17 protein-coding genes and 1 pseudogene are annotated in these 17,669 nt (G+C 38.3%); 9 read left to right on the forward strand and 9 right to left on the reverse strand.

Annotation, left to right across the window (positions count from 1 at the left end; translation table 11 throughout):
- On the reverse strand, nt 1-641 hold a 641-nt coding region (locus HW423_RS09785), incomplete at its 3' end, for a transposase family protein (RefSeq protein ID WP_218931727.1).
- A gap of 188 nt (nt 642-829) precedes the next feature.
- On the opposite strand from HW423_RS09785, the gene HW423_RS09790 reads away from it, so the two are divergent.
- The gene (locus HW423_RS09790; RefSeq protein ID WP_218931728.1) at nt 830-1,696 is read left to right on the forward strand and encodes a MetQ/NlpA family ABC transporter substrate-binding protein; all 867 of its coding nucleotides are present in this window, start codon (nt 830-832) and stop codon (nt 1,694-1,696) included.
- Nucleotides 1,697-1,729: 33 nt separating this feature from the next.
- On the forward strand, nt 1,730-2,248 hold the full coding sequence (gene msrA, locus HW423_RS09795; RefSeq protein ID WP_218931729.1) for a peptide-methionine (S)-S-oxide reductase MsrA: 519 nt from the start codon (nt 1,730-1,732) through the stop codon (nt 2,246-2,248).
- A gap of 69 nt (nt 2,249-2,317) precedes the next feature.
- Here the strand turns inward: msrA and gloA are convergent, their stop codons facing one another.
- Entirely contained in the window at nt 2,318-2,698 is a 381-nt protein-coding gene (gloA, locus tag HW423_RS09800; protein ID WP_218931730.1) for a lactoylglutathione lyase, read from the reverse strand.
- 232 nt (nt 2,699-2,930) lie between these two features.
- Nucleotides 2,931-4,523 (reverse strand): potassium/proton antiporter, encoded by a 1,593-nt coding sequence (locus HW423_RS09805; protein WP_328803171.1) that lies wholly within the window; start codon nt 4,521-4,523, stop codon nt 2,931-2,933.
- 166 nt (nt 4,524-4,689) lie between these two features.
- Between HW423_RS09805 and yghU the strand changes: the two genes are divergently transcribed.
- The 3 genes from yghU to HW423_RS09820 all read left to right on the forward strand — a co-directional run bounded on the left by yghU (nt 4,690) and on the right by HW423_RS09820 (nt 6,796).
- Nucleotides 4,690-5,475, forward strand: a complete 786-nt coding sequence (gene yghU, locus HW423_RS09810) for a glutathione-dependent disulfide-bond oxidoreductase (RefSeq protein ID WP_218931732.1) — start codon at nt 4,690-4,692, stop codon at nt 5,473-5,475.
- A gap of 95 nt (nt 5,476-5,570) precedes the next feature.
- The gene (locus HW423_RS09815; protein WP_218931733.1) at nt 5,571-6,056 is read left to right on the forward strand and encodes a DNA-deoxyinosine glycosylase; all 486 of its coding nucleotides are present in this window, start codon (nt 5,571-5,573) and stop codon (nt 6,054-6,056) included.
- A 92-nt stretch (nt 6,057-6,148) separates the two neighbouring features.
- Nucleotides 6,149-6,796, forward strand: a complete 648-nt coding sequence (locus tag HW423_RS09820; protein ID WP_218931734.1) for an alpha/beta fold hydrolase — start codon at nt 6,149-6,151, stop codon at nt 6,794-6,796.
- Between the two features lie 60 nt (nt 6,797-6,856).
- Here HW423_RS09820 and HW423_RS11230 read toward each other — a convergent pair.
- Together HW423_RS11230 and fabV are read right to left on the reverse strand one after the other, a co-directional pair.
- Nucleotides 6,857-7,621: pseudogene (locus HW423_RS11230) on the reverse strand (DegV family protein).
- A gap of 115 nt (nt 7,622-7,736) precedes the next feature.
- Nucleotides 7,737-8,939 carry an enoyl-ACP reductase FabV gene (fabV, locus tag HW423_RS09835; protein ID WP_218931745.1) on the reverse strand — a complete coding sequence of 401 codons (1,203 nt, stop codon included), beginning with the start codon at nt 8,937-8,939 and terminating at the stop codon, nt 7,737-7,739.
- A 178-nt stretch (nt 8,940-9,117) separates the two neighbouring features.
- Between fabV and HW423_RS09840 the strand changes: the two genes are divergently transcribed.
- The 3 genes from HW423_RS09840 to HW423_RS09850 all read left to right on the forward strand — a co-directional run bounded on the left by HW423_RS09840 (nt 9,118) and on the right by HW423_RS09850 (nt 13,031).
- Complete coding sequence (locus HW423_RS09840; protein ID WP_218931737.1) at nt 9,118-10,098, forward strand: LacI family DNA-binding transcriptional regulator; 981 nt, start codon at nt 9,118-9,120, stop codon at nt 10,096-10,098.
- A gap of 89 nt (nt 10,099-10,187) precedes the next feature.
- On the forward strand, nt 10,188-11,561 hold the full coding sequence (locus tag HW423_RS09845; protein ID WP_218931738.1) for a PTS transporter subunit EIIC: 1,374 nt from the start codon (nt 10,188-10,190) through the stop codon (nt 11,559-11,561).
- Between the two features lie 24 nt (nt 11,562-11,585).
- Entirely contained in the window at nt 11,586-13,031 is a 1,446-nt protein-coding gene (locus tag HW423_RS09850) for a glycoside hydrolase family 32 protein (protein WP_218931739.1), read from the forward strand.
- A gap of 58 nt (nt 13,032-13,089) precedes the next feature.
- Here HW423_RS09850 and HW423_RS09855 read toward each other — a convergent pair whose 3' ends face one another.
- The 3 genes from HW423_RS09855 to HW423_RS09865 all read right to left on the reverse strand — a co-directional run bounded on the left by HW423_RS09855 (nt 13,090) and on the right by HW423_RS09865 (nt 15,525).
- Nucleotides 13,090-14,370: a hemolysin family protein gene (locus tag HW423_RS09855; RefSeq protein WP_218931740.1), complete on the reverse strand. Its 1,281-nt coding sequence runs from the start codon at nt 14,368-14,370 to the stop codon at nt 13,090-13,092.
- Between the two features lie 104 nt (nt 14,371-14,474).
- Nucleotides 14,475-15,053, reverse strand: a complete 579-nt coding sequence (locus tag HW423_RS09860) for a rhodanese-like domain-containing protein (protein ID WP_218931741.1) — start codon at nt 15,051-15,053, stop codon at nt 14,475-14,477.
- 142 nt (nt 15,054-15,195) lie between these two features.
- Nucleotides 15,196-15,525 (reverse strand): four-helix bundle copper-binding protein, encoded by a 330-nt coding sequence (locus HW423_RS09865; protein WP_218931742.1) that lies wholly within the window; start codon nt 15,523-15,525, stop codon nt 15,196-15,198.
- A 199-nt stretch (nt 15,526-15,724) separates the two neighbouring features.
- Between HW423_RS09865 and HW423_RS09870 the strand changes: the two genes are divergently transcribed.
- Nucleotides 15,725-17,011 carry a competence/damage-inducible protein A gene (locus tag HW423_RS09870; protein ID WP_218931743.1) on the forward strand — a complete coding sequence of 429 codons (1,287 nt, stop codon included), beginning with the start codon at nt 15,725-15,727 and terminating at the stop codon, nt 17,009-17,011.
- A 469-nt stretch (nt 17,012-17,480) separates the two neighbouring features.
- Here the strand turns inward: HW423_RS09870 and HW423_RS09875 are convergent.
- Nucleotides 17,481-17,669 (reverse strand): hypothetical protein (locus HW423_RS09875; RefSeq protein WP_218931744.1); only part of this gene is annotated, 189 nt, incomplete at its 5' end.

Here is a 17,669-nt window from a genome sequence, read left to right on the forward strand (position 1 = left end):
AATGAATAGCGCATAAAATAGTCCCGTATCGCGTTTTGTTTACGGTCCGGTAAAATGTCGAATAGTTTTTTCTCATGGGCATCCATTAAGATACATGACATCGATTCTTGAACACTCTTCACTGATTTAAACTCATCAATCCCAATGTGTTCAGGCAAGGTGCGGTAAGATGGGGCCAATGCTTTGCCTGCTTTTTTAAGAACCTTCACGACCGTATAATCAGATATAGAGTAACGACGCGCAATCAGCGTCATAGATTGGACTTCACCTAGCTCTACCGCAACCATTCGTTTAAGGTCATTGGATATAAAACAGCCAGGATCAACCAAGGGTGTAGTTACCAAGCTATACTCTCCACAATGTTTACATTGATATTTTTGTTTCTTTAACTTTAATACGAGCGCATTAAAGTTCATACTAGGCAGTTTTATAGTGCTCTCAGCGAACCCGTACTTAATCATGTCTTGGGTTGACTTATTGCGCACACCACACTTAGGACAGGCTTCTAGAGGATATGATAACGTCCCAGAGAGTATTTTGGTAGTAACGCCATTTTCTTTTATTGTTTGAAACGCTTCATGAAATTCGATATTTGGGTCTTTAATTTCTAAGAAGTTTGCGATAAAATTATCAATAGCCATGTGAATTCTCCTAACTATATTTTTGTGTCGTAACTAAATTATAGTAGAATTCACTGGCTATTTCATTTTAGATGTAAAAAAAGATGTCAGTGAGACTTTCTCACCAACATCAAAAATTGTAGAACCACTTTTTTTATTCAAAAAAGTTGCAAGGTCTGGAAGAATAATAGCTTAAGGGAGAGAATATAATGAAACATATCAAACGTGTATTTGGTATCGTATTAAGTATCCTATTAGTGAGTGGCCAATGGCTTTTACCAGCTGCTTCAGCTGAGGAAACAAAAGAGTTTGAAGGTGAAACGGTTATCGTCGGTGTTGTAAGTGATACAGGACTTGAACTATGGGAATATGTAGCAGAGAAAGCTTTGGAAGAGGAAGGAATTACTTTAGAACTGGTTCTGTTTAATGATTACAATCAACCAAACGTCGCACTGCAAAATGGCTCGCTTGATATGAGTGGTTTCCAAGGGCATCCGTTTATTAAATCTTGGAACGAAGATAATGACGGCACGGTCTATGCGATTGCCAATACAATCTTAATGCCCTTAGGTCTATATTCTGAGAAATATGCCTCTCCAGACGATATTCCAGAAGGCGGAAGCATTGCTTTACCAAACGATCCCTCAACGTTAGGACGGGCGCTTTTAGCTTTAGAGATTGCTGGATTAATTGAAGTTGATGATGAAGTTGGGATTTACGCGGATGAGGAAGATATTACAGCGAACCCTAAGAATTTAGAAATGGTGCTTGTTGAACCAAACTTTGCGGCACTATCTTTACCAGATGTGGATGCAGCTTTAATTAATACAAATTTTGCCAATGATGCAGGTTTATCCATTAATGACGCTATCTTCAATGATGCAGAAGATGTGGGTAAAGTTAATCCAATGTACATCAATACCATTACAACTTTAGAAGAGAATAAAGATAACCCATTATACTTAAAAATAGCAGAAATTTACCAAACAGATGATGTTGAAGAGAAAATACATGAAGTATATAACGGTGAGACATATCCAATGTTCGATGTGCCATTACCAGAATTAGAAAACTAAGAACTTGAATACATAGAAGAGAAGGGGATTTATATGACAAAACGACACGAAACAGCAATTTTAGCAGGCGGATGCTTCTGGTGTATGATTCAACCATTCGATCAATGGGATGGCGTTCATTCAGTAACTTCAGGTTATACAGGCGGGCATGTTGTGAATCCAACATATGAAGCTGTTAAAAGTGGAGAAACGGGACACACTGAAGCAGTTCAAATTGAATTTGATCCAAGTATCATTTCTTATGAGAAAATCTTAGATATTTATTGGAATATTAGTGACCCAACTGATGCGGGTGGACAGTTTATTGACCGTGGTTCATCCTATCGACCTGGTATCTTCTACTTAACAGAAGAACAAAAATTAAAGGCAGAAGCGTCTAAAGAGGCATTAGAACAAAGCGGCGCTTATGATAAACCAATCGTTACAGAAATCACACCCGCAGATGTGTTCTATGAAGCAGAAGAATATCACCAAGATTTCTACAAAAAAGACCCAGAACATTATAAAGCTTACCGAGCTGAGTCTGGTCGAGATAAAGCTAAGACAGCTTAACTAAATAAAGGCAAAAAATGTCAGTGCATTGGTTATTTTTCCAATACACTGACATTTTTGTTTTATGACTTATTTTGCACGTTTAACTTCAATACGGTATCCGTCTGGATCTGTTACGAAGAAGTAAGTTGGTGTGCCTCCTGTTAAACCTCTTAGGTCACCTGTTTCATAAGCTGAAGCTTTACACACTTCATGCATTTTTTCTAAATCACTAACAGTCACCCCTAAATGACTAAATCCATCTCCCACATTATATGGCTCAGCATCATAATTGTAAGTTAATTCAATTTGTACTGATGAACCAGGTGAGTTTAAGTAGATTAAATCAAACCTATTCTCTGGGAATTCTCTACGACTTGCCACCTCAAAGTCGAACAAATTCGTATAAAAGTCTAATGTAGCTTCAATGTCTCTCACGCGTAAGCAAATTTCAACGAGTTCTTGATTCAAAAAAATCATCCTCCTAAAGTTTCTTAACTTCATTCTAACATGAATCGGTTTGGTAAGCATTTGTATCGCTTTTGAAGAAGGTCAGTAAGCGGAACTTGAGCAAATGGACGTGTGGTATGGCACAAGATTGACAAATTTAAGCCAAATGGACGTTCGGTATGGCACAAGACGCCCCAACTCAAGTCAGTGCACACAAAAATCGCGAGGCATTCACGCCTCGCTATTTTTCTATTTACTTCGCATTAGATGCTTCTAAAACTAAGACGGTATCCTGATCAAGGATAGTTGTATCCCCATTTGGAACAATCAACTCATTATCGCCTCTTAAGACTAAGACGATTAAGGAGTCACGTTCTAAGCGAATATTTTTAATCTGTTTATTAACCCAATTGTGGTGGCTGTTGATTCGAAATTCTAGTAAGTCCGTTCCGACCACATCGAAGTAAGAACGTCCAGCTAAGACAATCACATCGCCAACTTTAAGCTGCACATCGCCGTTCGGGACAATCGTTTCGCCGTGACGAAGGACTTTTGCGATAATAAAATCAAAAGCCATTGTGATATCTCGAATATAAGAATTCACTAAGTCACTGTCTGCTTCTATCTTAGTAGCTAAAAAGCCGACGTCACTCTTATCTTGTAACGAGTTGAAGTTACGTAAAGACGCATCTTCAGGATCAACCATATCCATTTTCTTAGATAAGGTTGGTAAATAACCTCCTTGAATGAGCGATGATAACAGACAAATATCAAAGACAATATGATAGAGGTCGTTCAAGAATGGTGTGTCAGAATTGACCACACTAATGGCGAAGGCAATTGCCGCAGCTCCTCGTAGTCCGGCAAAGGCAATGACAGGCAGTTGATTTTTATTCAACTTAAAGGGCGCCATTAAACCATAAACTGAGGCAGGACGCGCAATAAATGTCATAAATAACATAATCACTAAGGCAATCGGCAACATAGCAATAATCGAACTTGGATCAGATAAAAGACCAAGTAAGAAGAATAGTCCAATTTGCGCTAAGTTTGTAAAGCTATCAAAGAAGAAGACAACCTCACGCTTACCAACGAATTCTTTATTACCAATATAAATACCAAAGATATAAACCGCTAAGTAGCCGTTACCACCAATTTGGTTTGTGAATTCATAAGTGAATAACGCAGCGGCAGCTAACAGAATGACTTCCATATTTTCTCGAGTATTTAAGTAGTCGAGAATACGGATGAATACCCACCCTAAAGCAAAGCCGAGTAATAAACCGATCCCAACTTGTAAGATAATTAAGACAGGAACATTGACGTTTTTTCCTTGAAGTAGCGTGGAGAATAGTACGACCATCGTATAAGCGGTCGGGTCATTCGATCCTGATTCTAACTCTAGTAATGAGTCTGTATTGTATCTTAATTTTAAGCGTCGAGAGACGAGAACGTCCGATACACTGGCATAATCGGTCGAACCAACAATGGATCCAAGTAACATAGCCTCAAGTAAAGAAAAATCAAAGACTAAATAAACGAAGAGTCCGGTGATCAAAGCGGTTAGAACCGTTCCGAGGAAACTTAAAGTAATAGCTTCTTTTGCAACTGGCTTTGACATCTTCCATTTTGTACCAAACCCTCCGTAGAAAATAATGAACATCAGAGCTATGGAAGATACTTGATTGGAAAAATTATAATTCGTGAAATCTGCGCCAAAAAAATTAAAAGAAACACCTAAGAGCATGAACAAAAGTAATTGTGGTATCTTTAAATCACTTGAAATGCGCATAGCAATCAAAGCCAAGATAAGCACAAGTGAAATAGTTAATATATAAATTGTAATCTCTCCTTAAATATTATTGCTAAAGACTATTATAGCACAGTTAGGTAGAGACCTTAGTGAAATTACCTATAAAATTAGCGGGAATAATTTCTAAGCGAATACTTGGGAAAAGCTCAGTAAAAGTAGTATGATAAAGCTACGAATAAACTATATAAGGAGTGTTATAATGACGGCATATGAATTACCAAAAGTGTGGAAATGGGAAGACGAAAATTCAGATTTAGGGGGTAATCGCCCAACTGCAGGGAGTCGTTTCGAACAAACATTGCCTGTAGGAGAAGCGCCATTCCAACTCTATTCGCTAGCAACACCAAATGGAATTAAAGCAACAATTATGTTTGAAGAATTAAAAGAATTAGGTGTGGATGTTGATTATGATGTGTATCTAATAAATATCGGCGACGGGGACCAATTTGGTTCGGATTTTGTAGAAATCAATCCAAACTCTAAGATTCCGGCCTTGGTTGATCAAAGCCAAGAGCCACGATTAGAAATCTTTGAATCGGGTTCAATTTTACTTTATTTAGCTGAGAAATTTAATAAATTAATTCCAACAGACATCCATGGTCGCACTGAGACGATGAATTGGCTATTCTGGCAAATTGGTGCAGGACCTTATGTTGGTGGAGGCTTTGGACACTTCTTTGCCTATGCACCAGAAAAAATGAAATACCCGATTGATCGCTTCACAATGGAAACAAAACGCCAATTAGACTTACTAGATAAGACTTTAGGGAAACGTCCATATATTGCAGGTGAAGAATATACCATTGCAGATATCGTAAACTGGTCGTGGTATGGCCGTCTTGTTCTAGATGATTTATATGAAGGTTCAGCTGAATTCTTAGACATCGATTCATACCCAAATGTATTAGAATGGGCTCGCCGCATTGCAGAGCGTCCTGCTGTGAAGAAAGGTTTAGAAGTCGAATACAAACCAATCAAAGACTAAATTAATAAGTAATTAGTCGCTCTTTCTAAAGTAAAAGCTTAGGCTTCTTTAGAAGGAGCTTTTTGCAACAAAAATAGGCTTAAGGAGAATGTGATATGGAAGATACGCATAGTTTTGGACCAGTCGTCAATCAAGCAACGCGCATCCTCATTTTGGGTAGCCACCCAGGTGTGCCGTCTTTACGAAAGCAACAATACTACGGCAACCCCGGGAATGCATTTTGGCGGGTTGTTTTTAATGCCTTAGAAATTCCTGACCCCGTGGATTACCAAGAACGCTTAGAAACCTTACAAGCCCACGGCATCGGTCTTTGGGATGTGTATGCGACGGCGCAAAGAGAGGGAAGTTTAGATCATAAGATAAAGAATCCAACCTTAAATGATTTTGAAACCGTGTTAAAAGGTATTCCAATCAAACTCATTATTGCGAATGGGAAAACAGCCTATAAAGAAATTATTAAACACCCAGTGTTTCAATCTTATGAAGTCGTCAGTGTCTTATCAACGAGCGGTCTAAATAACGGCCGTGAAAAAGAACGCATGGAACAATGGACTCAAGCCATTCGCTCAGGGTTAAATTAAGTAAAAGTCTTTAAGGATGTTTTTTAAAGGCGATGTGTTATACTAACGCAACCTACTTGGTGAAGAGTCATTATAGAAAAGAGGTCATAAAGATGAGTAAGAAAATATTTTTTATTAATGGTTTTGGAGGCGGTCGAGAAGATGCATTGGAGTTACGAGATTCATTGGAAGAAAAAGGCTATGAATTTACTTATCTAGATTTACCGGGACAGTTCGGTGCGAAAGATATCACCATTTATGATTTTGAAGAGTTACTAGCTTATTTTGAAGGGTATTTTCCAGATGAAGAGATCATCTTGATGGGGCATTCTATCGGGGCCGAAATCGCAGCATACTTATCTACCCGCCTGACCCAAATTGAACGAGTGATTATGTTGGATGGGGGAATCTTAACCAATGAAGATGTCGGTAAGACACTCGTAGAATCTATGGAAGAGACGAAAGAAGTACTAAGAAATATAGATAACGATGAGTTGTCTGAAGAAGCCTTACTTGAATTACTAGAGTTAAATGATGCGATGAAATTAACAATTATCCGACCGGATTACAAAACTCCGACCTTATTGCTATTAAGTGATTCCGAAGAGGAGTTACCGATTAAAATGCAAAGACTTAAAGAACGTCAAAATCCTTATGTCGATTATAAAGTCATACAAAAAGCTAGCCACAATCTATATGAAGATCAACCTGACTTGACAGTCAAAGTGATTGCTGAATGGCTAGCGAATGATTCTATTTAATTAGTGTGTGCGGAAGGGCGAAATAAAGCTAAATCGAATGGCTAAATCTGGGTAATCAGCTTAAATACGATTTCGCATGACTAGGGCATTCGCTTCTCCCCCTGTATGTCCAACCGCCACGTATGCGTATTTCGGATATTGTTGAATGTGTGCATCCGCAATTTCAAACAAGCGGTCTTGTGCTCTTTTCTTCGTTCGGATTTCATCTGGAACACTAACTTCCCCATCTGATTCTGCACTCATTGTAATGATCGGGATGATTTCGAGGGCATTGCTAAGTAAACCGCTTAAGGGGTTAACGCGCCCACCTTTCACTAAGTTATCCAGTTTTGCTGTAGTGAAGTAAAAGGCTGATTGTTCAAGCAAATGCTTGATACGAGTAACAATGTCATTTGGTTCAAATTGACGTTGAATGAGTTCAACTAAATTCAGTACCATAGCCTCCATCACAAAAGAAGTCAGCTGTGAATCAATTAAATGAATGTCTAATTGATCGCTGAATTCTCAGGAAGTCGCTTGAACAGAATGAAATGTTCCACTGATTTTCTCAGAGAGTAAAATACCAAAGACCGTGTCGTAGCCCTCTTGAATGAGTTGCTCAAATACATCGTTAATGTGTTTCGTATCGGATTGAGCAGTTTTTGGTAGGTTTTTCTCAGTGTCCATTCTCTCGTAAACGTCTTTCGTTAAAGTCTCATCGGGAGAATCAGCATACACAGTTCCATCTTCAAATATGGTACTAAGATATACTTGGTAAACATTCGAGAATTTTATCGTTTCTTCAGTTAATCCTGCAGTACTATCCACAATAATGGCAGCTTTCATTCTCCTTATCCTTTAATTAATCTTAAGTATATAGTGAATAAAAGCCAAATGAAAGGCCTCAGACAGCAAAAAACAGTTCGCGAAGGACAGGCGAACTGATTTTGTGTTTGAATTTTTAGAATTCTAAAGCAAGTAAATCATCTAGAGTTGTTTCTTCGCCTTCGGCTTCGTTATAACCGTCAACGTCAAAGCCAGCCAAGTTTAAATATTCTTTCATAAAGATACTATAACCGGTTTTATCCGAAGTGAAATTATCTTCATTAATCGTGTGAGTTAAAGTTTCGGCTTCTTTTTGAACTTCTGGATCTAACTCCCAACTATCTGGACGTAGGCGTCCTTTGTCATCATACATTGCATTGTTACCATATAACATATCACGGTAAATACGGTCTTGGTGCATAATTGGTGTTTCGTGCGTTCCGTTATCAGCCATGATGCGATAAATCCCCATGCAATACACTGGGAAGAATGGAATCACTGAACTTGCCTTGGTCGTTACAGCTGTTGCGACAACGATTGTTGCTTTACCACCAATGTCAGTTAATAATTCGTTGACATTATCAGCTTTCACTTCACAGTCTGCTTTTGCTTGACCTAAAGTACCGCCACCATAGTAAGGACGGTTTAGATCAGAACCTAAGTATGAGTAATTTACTGTTAAAACATCTTCTTCTAGGACACCTGCTTCTTTTAAAGCTTCCATCCATAATTGCCAATCTTCGCCCCCCATCACTTTGACTGTATCGGCAATTTCTTCTTGTGTCGCAGGTTCTAAGACGTGCTCAAAGAACTCTTGTTTTTGAATATTTACATTCGGTCCGACAACTGTTTGGTCAATCGATTTAATCACTGAATTAAAGCGTTCGCCGGTATCAGGATCTGTGCGGACACTTGACGCAAGACTGTATACAACCAGATCAACTTTACCACCAAATTCTTCTTTGATGTATTTAATAACATCTTGCTTCGTTTCGTGACTGAAAGCATCTTGGACGAAGTTTTTCGCGATTAAATCTTCGGCTTCTGCGGCTTGTTTAAAGTAGATATTGTTATACCAACCTGCTGTCCCTAAGTTTTTTTCTGATTTAGGACCTTTTTCAAATGATACACCAATCGTATCCGCATTCGCACCGAAAGCGAGGCTAATACGTGTCGCTAAACCGTAACTTGAAGACGCACCAATGATTAAAACTTTTTTAGGGCCTTCATAAGCACCTTGTTCTTTAACAAAGTCAATTTGATTATTCACTTCTTGTTTACACCCAATTGGGTTAACACCAACTGACACATTTCCACGCATTTTATGTTCGAATTTGATAGTAATGACCTCCAATGATTAATTAAGTATCTCTAATATACTAAAATTTCATTTAATTTGATAGTTATACCGAAGTGTGGTGGATTATTCTAATGGAATGTTAGGATTTGAATTTGGACAATGAGTTTATTGGTCCGATATGGTAATATAATGTTAAATAGATGAAGAGGTGAAAGAATTGACGACATTAAATGACATTGCGAAGCGTGCGGGAGTGGCAAAAAGCACGGTATCCCGGTATTTAAATAATGGATCTGTGAGTGATAAGACACGTGAAAAAATCCAAGCCATCATCGAAGAAACTGGCTACGTGCCGAATCAATTTGCCCAAAGTTTAAAAGCCCAGCACTCAAATATGATTGGTGTGGTTCTGCCAAGATTCGATTCCCCATCGACAAATCAAGTGTTAAAAGGGCTCGATGACGTTGCGCATGAAAAAGGCTATCAACTAATGTTAACCAATTCCAACTTGAGTATTGAACGTGAGAAAGAGAATATCTCTTTATTGGAAAGGCAAAAAGTCGGAGGCATCATTCTCATCGCGAGTATGATGGATGAGGACTTAAAGAAACAAGTAACTCAATTAAGCATTCCTACCCTCATTCTAGGCCAACAAATTGAGGGCGTTCCAAGTCTTGTCCATCAAGATTATGAAGCGGGCAGATTGATTGCTGAACATGCCTTGGAATTAGGGCATACAAAAATATTATACGTCGGCGTCACAGAAGAGGACAATGCGGTGGGGGTTTTGAGACGAAATGGGTTTATGGATACAGTAAAAGAAGCAGGTTTTGAAGCAGCATTCCATGAGACGAGTTTCTCAAGAAAAGAAGCTTATCAACAAGCTTTAGACTATTTACCAACGACTGAGGCAACTTATATCGCGGCTGCAACGGACCATATAGCGATCGGAATATTGAATGCAGCCAACGAATTAAATCTATCTGTTCCAGATGATTTTTCTTTATCCGGTTTTGGGGGATATAGCGAATCTGATTATACATTTCCAAGTATTACGACCATCGATTACCCGTTTTATGGCTTAGGGATTAAAGCGTTGAATCGGATCGAACAGATGATGAAAGAGGATCCAGTTAGCTTACTGGAAACGATGCCCAATCAATTAAATGTAAAACAATCCACTAAAAAAATAAAATAACAAAACGCTTGCAATTTGCAAGCGTTTGCTTTACTATTTAATGGAACCGGTTCCGTTTTCAAGTTTTGTAATTATCTGGAGGGATAAACATGGGGAAATATGATAAATCAATTGAACAGTTGTTGGATGTCATTGGTGGTAAAGAGAATATAAAAAACTATGAGCACTGTGCTACGCGCTTGCGTGTCGTGCTTAAAGACGATAGTAAGTTAGATAAAGAGAAAGCAGATAATATTGAAGAGAGTAAAGGATATTTCTTCTCAACAGGGCAACATCAGTTTATTTTTGGTACAGGAAAAGTCAATGAAGTCACTAAAGAATTAGATGAATATTTAGGAAAATCAAGTTCAGATGATGATGGGTCGATGAAAGATGATATTTATGCAAACTTAAATCCTGTTCAAAAAGTTGTTCGAATTTTAGCAGATATTTTAGTGCCTTTAATTCCAGCGCTAGTAACGACAGGGCTATTAATGGGTCTGCGTGGTTTACTAGTTGAACTTGGTCTAGAGATGACTGAAGATGTTGCAGGACTCTTTGCGATGCTAACAGATACGGCTTTTGCATTCTTACCAGTGTTAATTGCCTACAGTGCAACGCGTAAATTTGGTGGGAACCCATTGTTGGGTATTGTTGTTGGGTTGATGATGGTAGCACCACAATTACCGAATGCCTATGACGTTCGAGGCGGCAGTGCGAGTCCGATAAATATTTTCGGGATTGATATTTATGGCTATCAAGGTTCGATTTTCCCGGCGATTCTTGCGGGTTGGATGATTAGTAAATTGGACAAATGGTTACGTACATGGGTGCCTAAAGTGATGGATCTGATTGTGACGCCGTTCTTAACGATTACGATTACAATTGGTGTTATATTATTTCTGTTAGGTCCAATCATTCAAGTAATTGAAAGTTTTGTCATTGATGGTATCGTCACTTTAATCAATGCGCCGTTAGGTATTGGCTACATAGTCTTTGGAGCACTTCAACAATTAATTGTTATTACTGGTTTACACCATTCAATTGGTTTAATCGAAATAACGTTGTTGAGTGATACGGGATTGAATGTGATTCAGCCTTTAACTACAGTGAGTATGGCAGGTCAATTTGGCGCTGCGATTGGAACAGCTTTTTTAATGAAAGACCAAGTGAAACGTACAAACATGATCAGTTCAGCGGTGCCTACTTTATTTGGGATTACAGAACCCTTATTATTCGGTGTTAACATGAGATCACTTCGTATATTTGGTTCAGGGATTGTCGCGGGTGCGGTTGGAGGATTTTTAATTTACCTCTTCGACTTAGCAGCAACTGGTATGGGAATTACTTTTATTCCTGGATTATTACTTTATACAGGTAGCTTAACAGCTTTAGCACAATACATTATCGTGAGCTTAGCAGCTTTCATAGTTGGCTTCATCTTAGTTCGTTTACAAGGAAAAGCCATTCGTGAAGAAGTTTAAAATCGAGGTAAAGGAGACGAATTGATGAGTAAAAAAGCATATATTAACTGGAAACACATTCAAGCAGCTCAAGCAAAATTAAAGGCAAGTGTAGAGGCAGATCCATGGCGACTCAGTTATCACCAAATGCCTGAAACAGGCTGGTTGAATGACCCGAATGGGGCGGTGCAATTTGATGGTGTCTATCATTTATACCATCAATATGTTCCCCAAGACCCTAAAGGTGGCGCAACTCATTGGGGACACAAGACGTCGACAGATATGGTGCATTTTAAAGATGAAGAGATCTTTATGTCACCTGATCAAGCGTTTGACCAAGATGGTGTATATTCAGGCAGTGCCATTGTATTAGACGATAAGATTCATTTCTTCTATACAGGTAACGTTAAAAATGAAGGTGACCATGATTATACTTTTAGTGGACGCGAACAAAATACTGTCCATGTAGTTTCGCCCGATGGTTTTACAATTGAATCAAGAGAAGTGATCATTCCGCACTCAGAATACCCAGAAGGTTTTACGGATCATATTCGCGATCCAAAAGTATTTGAATTAAATGGAAAATATTACTTGATTTTAGGTGCGAGACGCCGTACTAATGTGGGAAGCATCTTGATTTATAGCTCACCTAATTTATATGATTGGGAATATGAAGGTATATTTCTAGAAGGGGATGAAGAGCAAGGGTACATGTGGGAATGTCCGGATTACTTTAATGTGTCAGGTAAAGATATCTTAGTTTTTTCACCACAAGGAATCCTGCCAACAACATACAACTATCATAACCCACATGCGGCCACTTACTTAACCGGGCAAGTGAACTGGGATGAGTTAAAGTTCCAAGTGGAAGAAGATTTTAGAGAGTTGGACCATGGATTTGATTTCTATGCACCTCAAACGTTTGAAGACGACCAAGGTCGCCGCATTATGTGGGTTTGGATGGGCATTGGCGATACTCAGCCGGAATACAATAACCCAACGATTGCGAGAGGTTGGCAACATGCGATGGCTTTACCGCGTGAGTTAAACTTTGAAGACGGCATGTTAAAACAACGCCCCTTAGTGGAAGATCAAACTCTGCGTGGCCAAGAACAGTCGTATTCACTGACTGAATTGTCTTCTGACACATTAAGAGGTGAAGTCTACGAACTATTGATTGATTTTGATGAACGACCGAAAGATTTTGAACTACTACTGCGACAAGATACTTCGGTAACTTATCAAGACGGAGAACTAACATTAAGACATGGAGAAAGTGGCTACGGTCGTCGTAAGCGCACGCTTCCACTTGAATCACTATCGCAATTACACATTTTCTCTGATACGTCCTCATTAGAAATCTTTGTCAATGATGGTGAAGCCGTCTTTACTTCACGCGTCTATCCCGATGCGAACCAAGATAAGATACAAATAACTGGAGATGGAACCGGAAAAGTCACTTATTGGGACTTAGCGACAACAACTAAATAATTTAAAAAGGCTCAAGAACCGTGATAAATTCATCACCATTCTTGAGCCTTTATTTATGTTATTCTTTAATGCGAGTAACTTTTAATTGAGTTACAGTTGCTTCATTGACTTGCATTAATTCAAGCATCAGCATTTCAATTTCAAGGCTTGTGCCAATCTTATCTTCGCTTGGAATAATTTCGGATTTATATGTGAAGTAGCCACCAATTGTGTCCACTTCGTTACTTGTCACAATGGTACCAAAGTATTCATTGAAGTCATTGATATTCATAATACCGTTGACTAGCCATGATGATTCGTCTAGTTTTTGCACTAGAGCATCTTCTTCGACCGTATCATATTCATCATAAATCTCTCCAACAATTTCCTCGATAATATCTTCTAAAGTAACGAGCCCAACGGTTTGACCGTATTCGTCTTTTACAACCGCAATATGATTGCTCGTTTGTTGAATTTGCGAGAATAAATCATCTAATAGTAAAGTTTCAGGAACATTTAAAGGATCATGAGCTAAATCTTTTAAATCGACTTGGGTGTAATCGCCGACCAGGACACTCGCACGCAAGTAGTCCTTCACTAAAACTACACCTAAAATATTATCTTTGTCATCTTGATACACAGGCAGTCTTGAAAATGTCGAATTGACGATGATTTCGTGATTCACTTCGCGTTCTTTATTAATATCAATCATCAATGCTTGATTACGAGGCACCATCACCTCACGAACATTTTTCCGGTTCAGTTTCAGAACACCTTGCATCATGCCAACTTCATCCGATTCAAGCGCTCCTTCTTCACCACCTCGAATCACAATTTCACGGATATTTGAGAAAGTTAATTTCTCATCTTCATTGGAAAAGTCAATCGGAAGAAGCGATTGAAAGAAGTTTAACGTGACAGTTAAAAACCAAACGACCGGTTTAAAAATCGTGTAAATCAGATTTAAAATACGTGCCGATGCTTTTGAATATTTTTCAGGAATGGCTTGCCCAATTGATTTAGGTAATAATTCCCCGAAAATTAAAGTTAATACAGTTACAATGAGCGAAATAACGATCGCCGCACCTTGTGCACCAAGATAAGGTGAAATGAATTGTGATAACCCACTCGTTGCAAAAGATGAGTTTAACGTTCCGATTAAAGTAATCGCCACTTGGACAACCGCTAAAACGCGATCTTGATTGTTATATAGCTTTAATGCGAGTTGAGCCTTTTTGCTCCCAGATTCGGCTTCTTTCTCTAATTTGTCTTTATTCGCAGTTATAAATGCCATCTCTGAACCAGAGAAAAAACCATTTAACAGAGTAAAGACAATAAGTAAAATGATGGGTGTTAACATCGCTTTCTCCTTTTTTATTTGTTAATAAAGTGTATTGTTATGTAACCTATTATATCTATAAATACTATCTTTGGATACACTGACTTTATCAACATTGAAAAAAGTTAATAAACTGCCTCTTGAACGGCTTTCATCCCACCTTCAATGACGACAGGTTTATAGCCTTTATTAGCTAGAAAAGAAGCAGCTGCAGTTGCGCGATTACCTGAGCCACATAGTGTATAAATCTTCTGGTCTTTATCTAACTTTTGGTAAGTGGAAGGTAAGTCTTCAAGTGGAATATTAATTAAATTCTCTTCAGGGGCAGGACGTGTAATCTCATCAGGATGTCTGAGATCAAGTAAAATATAGTCATCTTCTACTGCAAGAAAATCATGTACGTTGATGGATTTGATTTGTTGTCTGCTTTCTATCGGAATATCGTGTGCTAAAATATATCCTTGAACATCAATAAATCCGACTTCTTGGCTCAATAATTCAAGCTCATCAATGAAATCTTTTGATTCTTCATCAATAATAAAAATGATAGCTTGATCCGATGCGATAAATGATGAGGCGTAATTTTTGAAATTACTTGGATTAAGATTCAGCGTCTTTGGACCATGTCCAGCTTGATAGTCCAGTTGTCCACGGATATCGATAAGTTGTTGATTATTTATGTGTTTGTAATTGATTTTTTTCATGGCGATAGTCTCCTTAGATGTTTGTACCGTAAGTATAACGGAGCAATATAGATAAGACAAAATGAAACGATTCTGTTTTTAAAGTTGAGACAAAAAATGAGTATAAGCCTCCTTTAGGAACTTATACTCGTCTTCTAATAAATTATACTGCTAAATATTCTTTACATGCTGATTCGCATTCACGACACGCTTTAGCGCATTCTTTACAGTGATCGTGATCATGTTGTTCACATTCACTTGCACAAGTATCACAAGCTTTAATACACAACGCAATCAATTCATCTAACAATGGACTTTGACGATGTGAGAAAGATACAACCATACCACATATATCAGCACAGTCTCGGTCTGTCCGAATACATTCCGCCATCATTTTTACGTCTTCTTCTTGTAAGCATCTATCAAAACAGTGCTCGCAAGCTTTTTGGCATGCAATTACTTTTTCGATTAATTTCTCTTTTGCTTGTACCATAATTTTTCCTCCTTATTTTTCTATTATCTTTATTATTATTGTACAATAAGCTTACTATATATACGCTTTATCTGCAAATGATATCCATTTACTTAGGCGACCATTCTCGTAAAATGCACTCGTACAGTTTTTCTATCCACTACACAATTGTGGTAAACTGAAAGATAATAAAAGTAAAAAAATTTGGGAGGTTGATTGAATGAAAGCAGAGATTATATCAGTCGGTTCGAGTTTGTTAAAAGGCTTAGTTGAGAATAAAAATGCAGCTTTTATTGCTCGCGAGTTGACTTCTGTAGGTATTAATGTGACTCAAGCAGTTATGATTGATAATTCTAAAGAAAAACTATTGGAAACGATTGAGAAAGCAGAGCAACAAGCAGATGTACTCGTGTTTACAGGTGGCTTAGGTCCTGATGATGACGATATCGTCAAAACAACCCTATCAGAGCATCTCGATAAACCACTGGTCTTAGATGATGACACACAAAACCGAATTATTACTTACCATAAAAATTCAGACTTAATCATGCCAAAAAATAACCAACTTCAAGCGCTAACTTTACTTGATTCGATTCCGTTAGTGAATGTCACAGGTCTAGCTTTGGGAATGTTTTATCAATCTGATACCCATACGTATATCTTACTACCAGGACCAACTGATGAATTAAAACCCATGTTTACTGAGAAAGCTTGGCCACTTATTATTGAGCATCTTTTGAATGGACAAGTCGTCTCAACAAAGCTTGTCCGACTGTTTGGTTTAACAATGGCTCAAGCGCAGAGAAATCTCGGTGATATTTTGGTATCTGACGACACGACATTTATTGAGATTTTTCCAGCGGGTTTAGAGATTGAAGTTCAGATTACTGCGAGAGGTCTTGACGCCGATGAGGTTCATCAACTCATTGCTAAAGCTGAGAGTGAGATTGAAAAAAGTGTTGCTCCTTATATTATTGGCTACGGTGATCAAAATTTACCTAATATTGTAAGAAAGCTACTCAAAGAGAAGGAGCTTAAAATAACTGGGGCTGAGAGTTTAACAGGGGGCGCATTTTTAAGTGAATTGTCGAGCTTATTTGAAGCCGGCCTATTTTTTGATGGAGGGATGGTTACGTATGATGAATCCATTAAAAAAGAAGTTCTAGGTGTAGATGAGGAAGTCATTGAAACGCATGGCGTAGTGAGTGCAGAGTGTGCATTTGAGATGGCTGAAAAGGCACTTGAAGCGTTTGGGGCAGATCTCGCTGTATCCTTAACGGGAGCGGCAGGGCCAAGTTCACTAGAGGGTGAGATACCGGGAACTGTCTGGATTGGTGTGGCGGTTAAAGAGAAGTCTACTTTTGCGAAGAAATTCCACTTTGGATACAAGCGAAATCAGAACCGTGAATACTCTGTTTGGAGTGCATTTAACCTGATTCGACAGGTTCTTTTGGACGAAGAGATTGAATCAATAATTTATAAAGAAAAAGTGAAAAAAGATGAATAAAACGCTTGACAAGTAAACGCTTACATAGTACTATGTAGTTAGTAAAGAGAGAGATGCAACTGTAAGTAAAGATTGGCGTTTCACTCTTTACGACAGAACCGTCTTAAAGGTTCGCAGTAGCAGTGAAAGTGCTACTCAGCGTATCAGGACTATCTGTTGTTTACCATAATGCTAGAAGTAACTGTGTAAAGAAATAGCGAAGGCTAGTAGATGTATATAAATGACAGTGGTGTATAATTAAGTTTAGATGTGCAAGTGTGAAGAAATTTGCATTTCAACAGGTAGTGACCAATACGCAGAAAGTAATGTGGTTCCGATGCGAGCAAAGTATAAATTAACACCTAGAAAAACGATAAGCAACACACTCGTTTATTCAGACATATAGTACCAAACGGAATGACATTACTAAATTTATAAGGGAAGGGCGTAAAGCCCTTCCTTTTTGTATTGGAATGGATTTGGTCGGAGGCTAGAGTGCAATCGCGCATGCGTGTGGCAAGAAATCGCTCAACTCAAGACGAATGACCACTCCGTTTGTCTCGAGTTCACTCAACTCAAGCCAAATGACAACTCCGTTTGTCTCAAGTTCACTCAACTCAAGCCAAATGACAATCCCGTTTGTCTTGAGTTCACTCAACTCAAGCCAAATGACAATCTC

The sequence above is a fragment of the Ruoffia halotolerans genome (assembly GCF_014049385.1).
Classification (GTDB): domain Bacteria; phylum Bacillota; class Bacilli; order Lactobacillales; family Aerococcaceae; genus Ruoffia; species Ruoffia halotolerans.

Coding starts and splice junctions, on each gene's coding strand:
- HW423_RS09790 (WP_218931728.1), top strand. CDS start 830: ATGAAACATATCAAACGTGTATTTGGTATCGTATTAAGTATCCTATTA.
- msrA (WP_218931729.1), top strand. CDS start 1,730: ATGACAAAACGACACGAAACAGCAATTTTAGCAGGCGGATGCTTCTGG.
- yghU (WP_218931732.1), top strand. CDS start 4,690: ATGACGGCATATGAATTACCAAAAGTGTGGAAATGGGAAGACGAAAAT.
- HW423_RS09815 (WP_218931733.1), top strand. CDS start 5,571: ATGGAAGATACGCATAGTTTTGGACCAGTCGTCAATCAAGCAACGCGC.
- HW423_RS09820 (WP_218931734.1), top strand. CDS start 6,149: ATGAGTAAGAAAATATTTTTTATTAATGGTTTTGGAGGCGGTCGAGAA.
- HW423_RS09845 (WP_218931738.1), top strand. CDS start 10,188: ATGGGGAAATATGATAAATCAATTGAACAGTTGTTGGATGTCATTGGT.
- HW423_RS09850 (WP_218931739.1), top strand. CDS start 11,586: ATGAGTAAAAAAGCATATATTAACTGGAAACACATTCAAGCAGCTCAA.
- HW423_RS09855 (WP_218931740.1), bottom strand. CDS start 14,370: ATGTTAACACCCATCATTTTACTTATTGTCTTTACTCTGTTAAATGGT.
- HW423_RS09860 (WP_218931741.1), bottom strand. CDS start 15,053: ATGAAAAAAATCAATTACAAACACATAAATAATCAACAACTTATCGAT.
- HW423_RS09865 (WP_218931742.1), bottom strand. CDS start 15,525: ATGGTACAAGCAAAAGAGAAATTAATCGAAAAAGTAATTGCATGCCAA.
- HW423_RS09870 (WP_218931743.1), top strand. CDS start 15,725: ATGAAAGCAGAGATTATATCAGTCGGTTCGAGTTTGTTAAAAGGCTTA.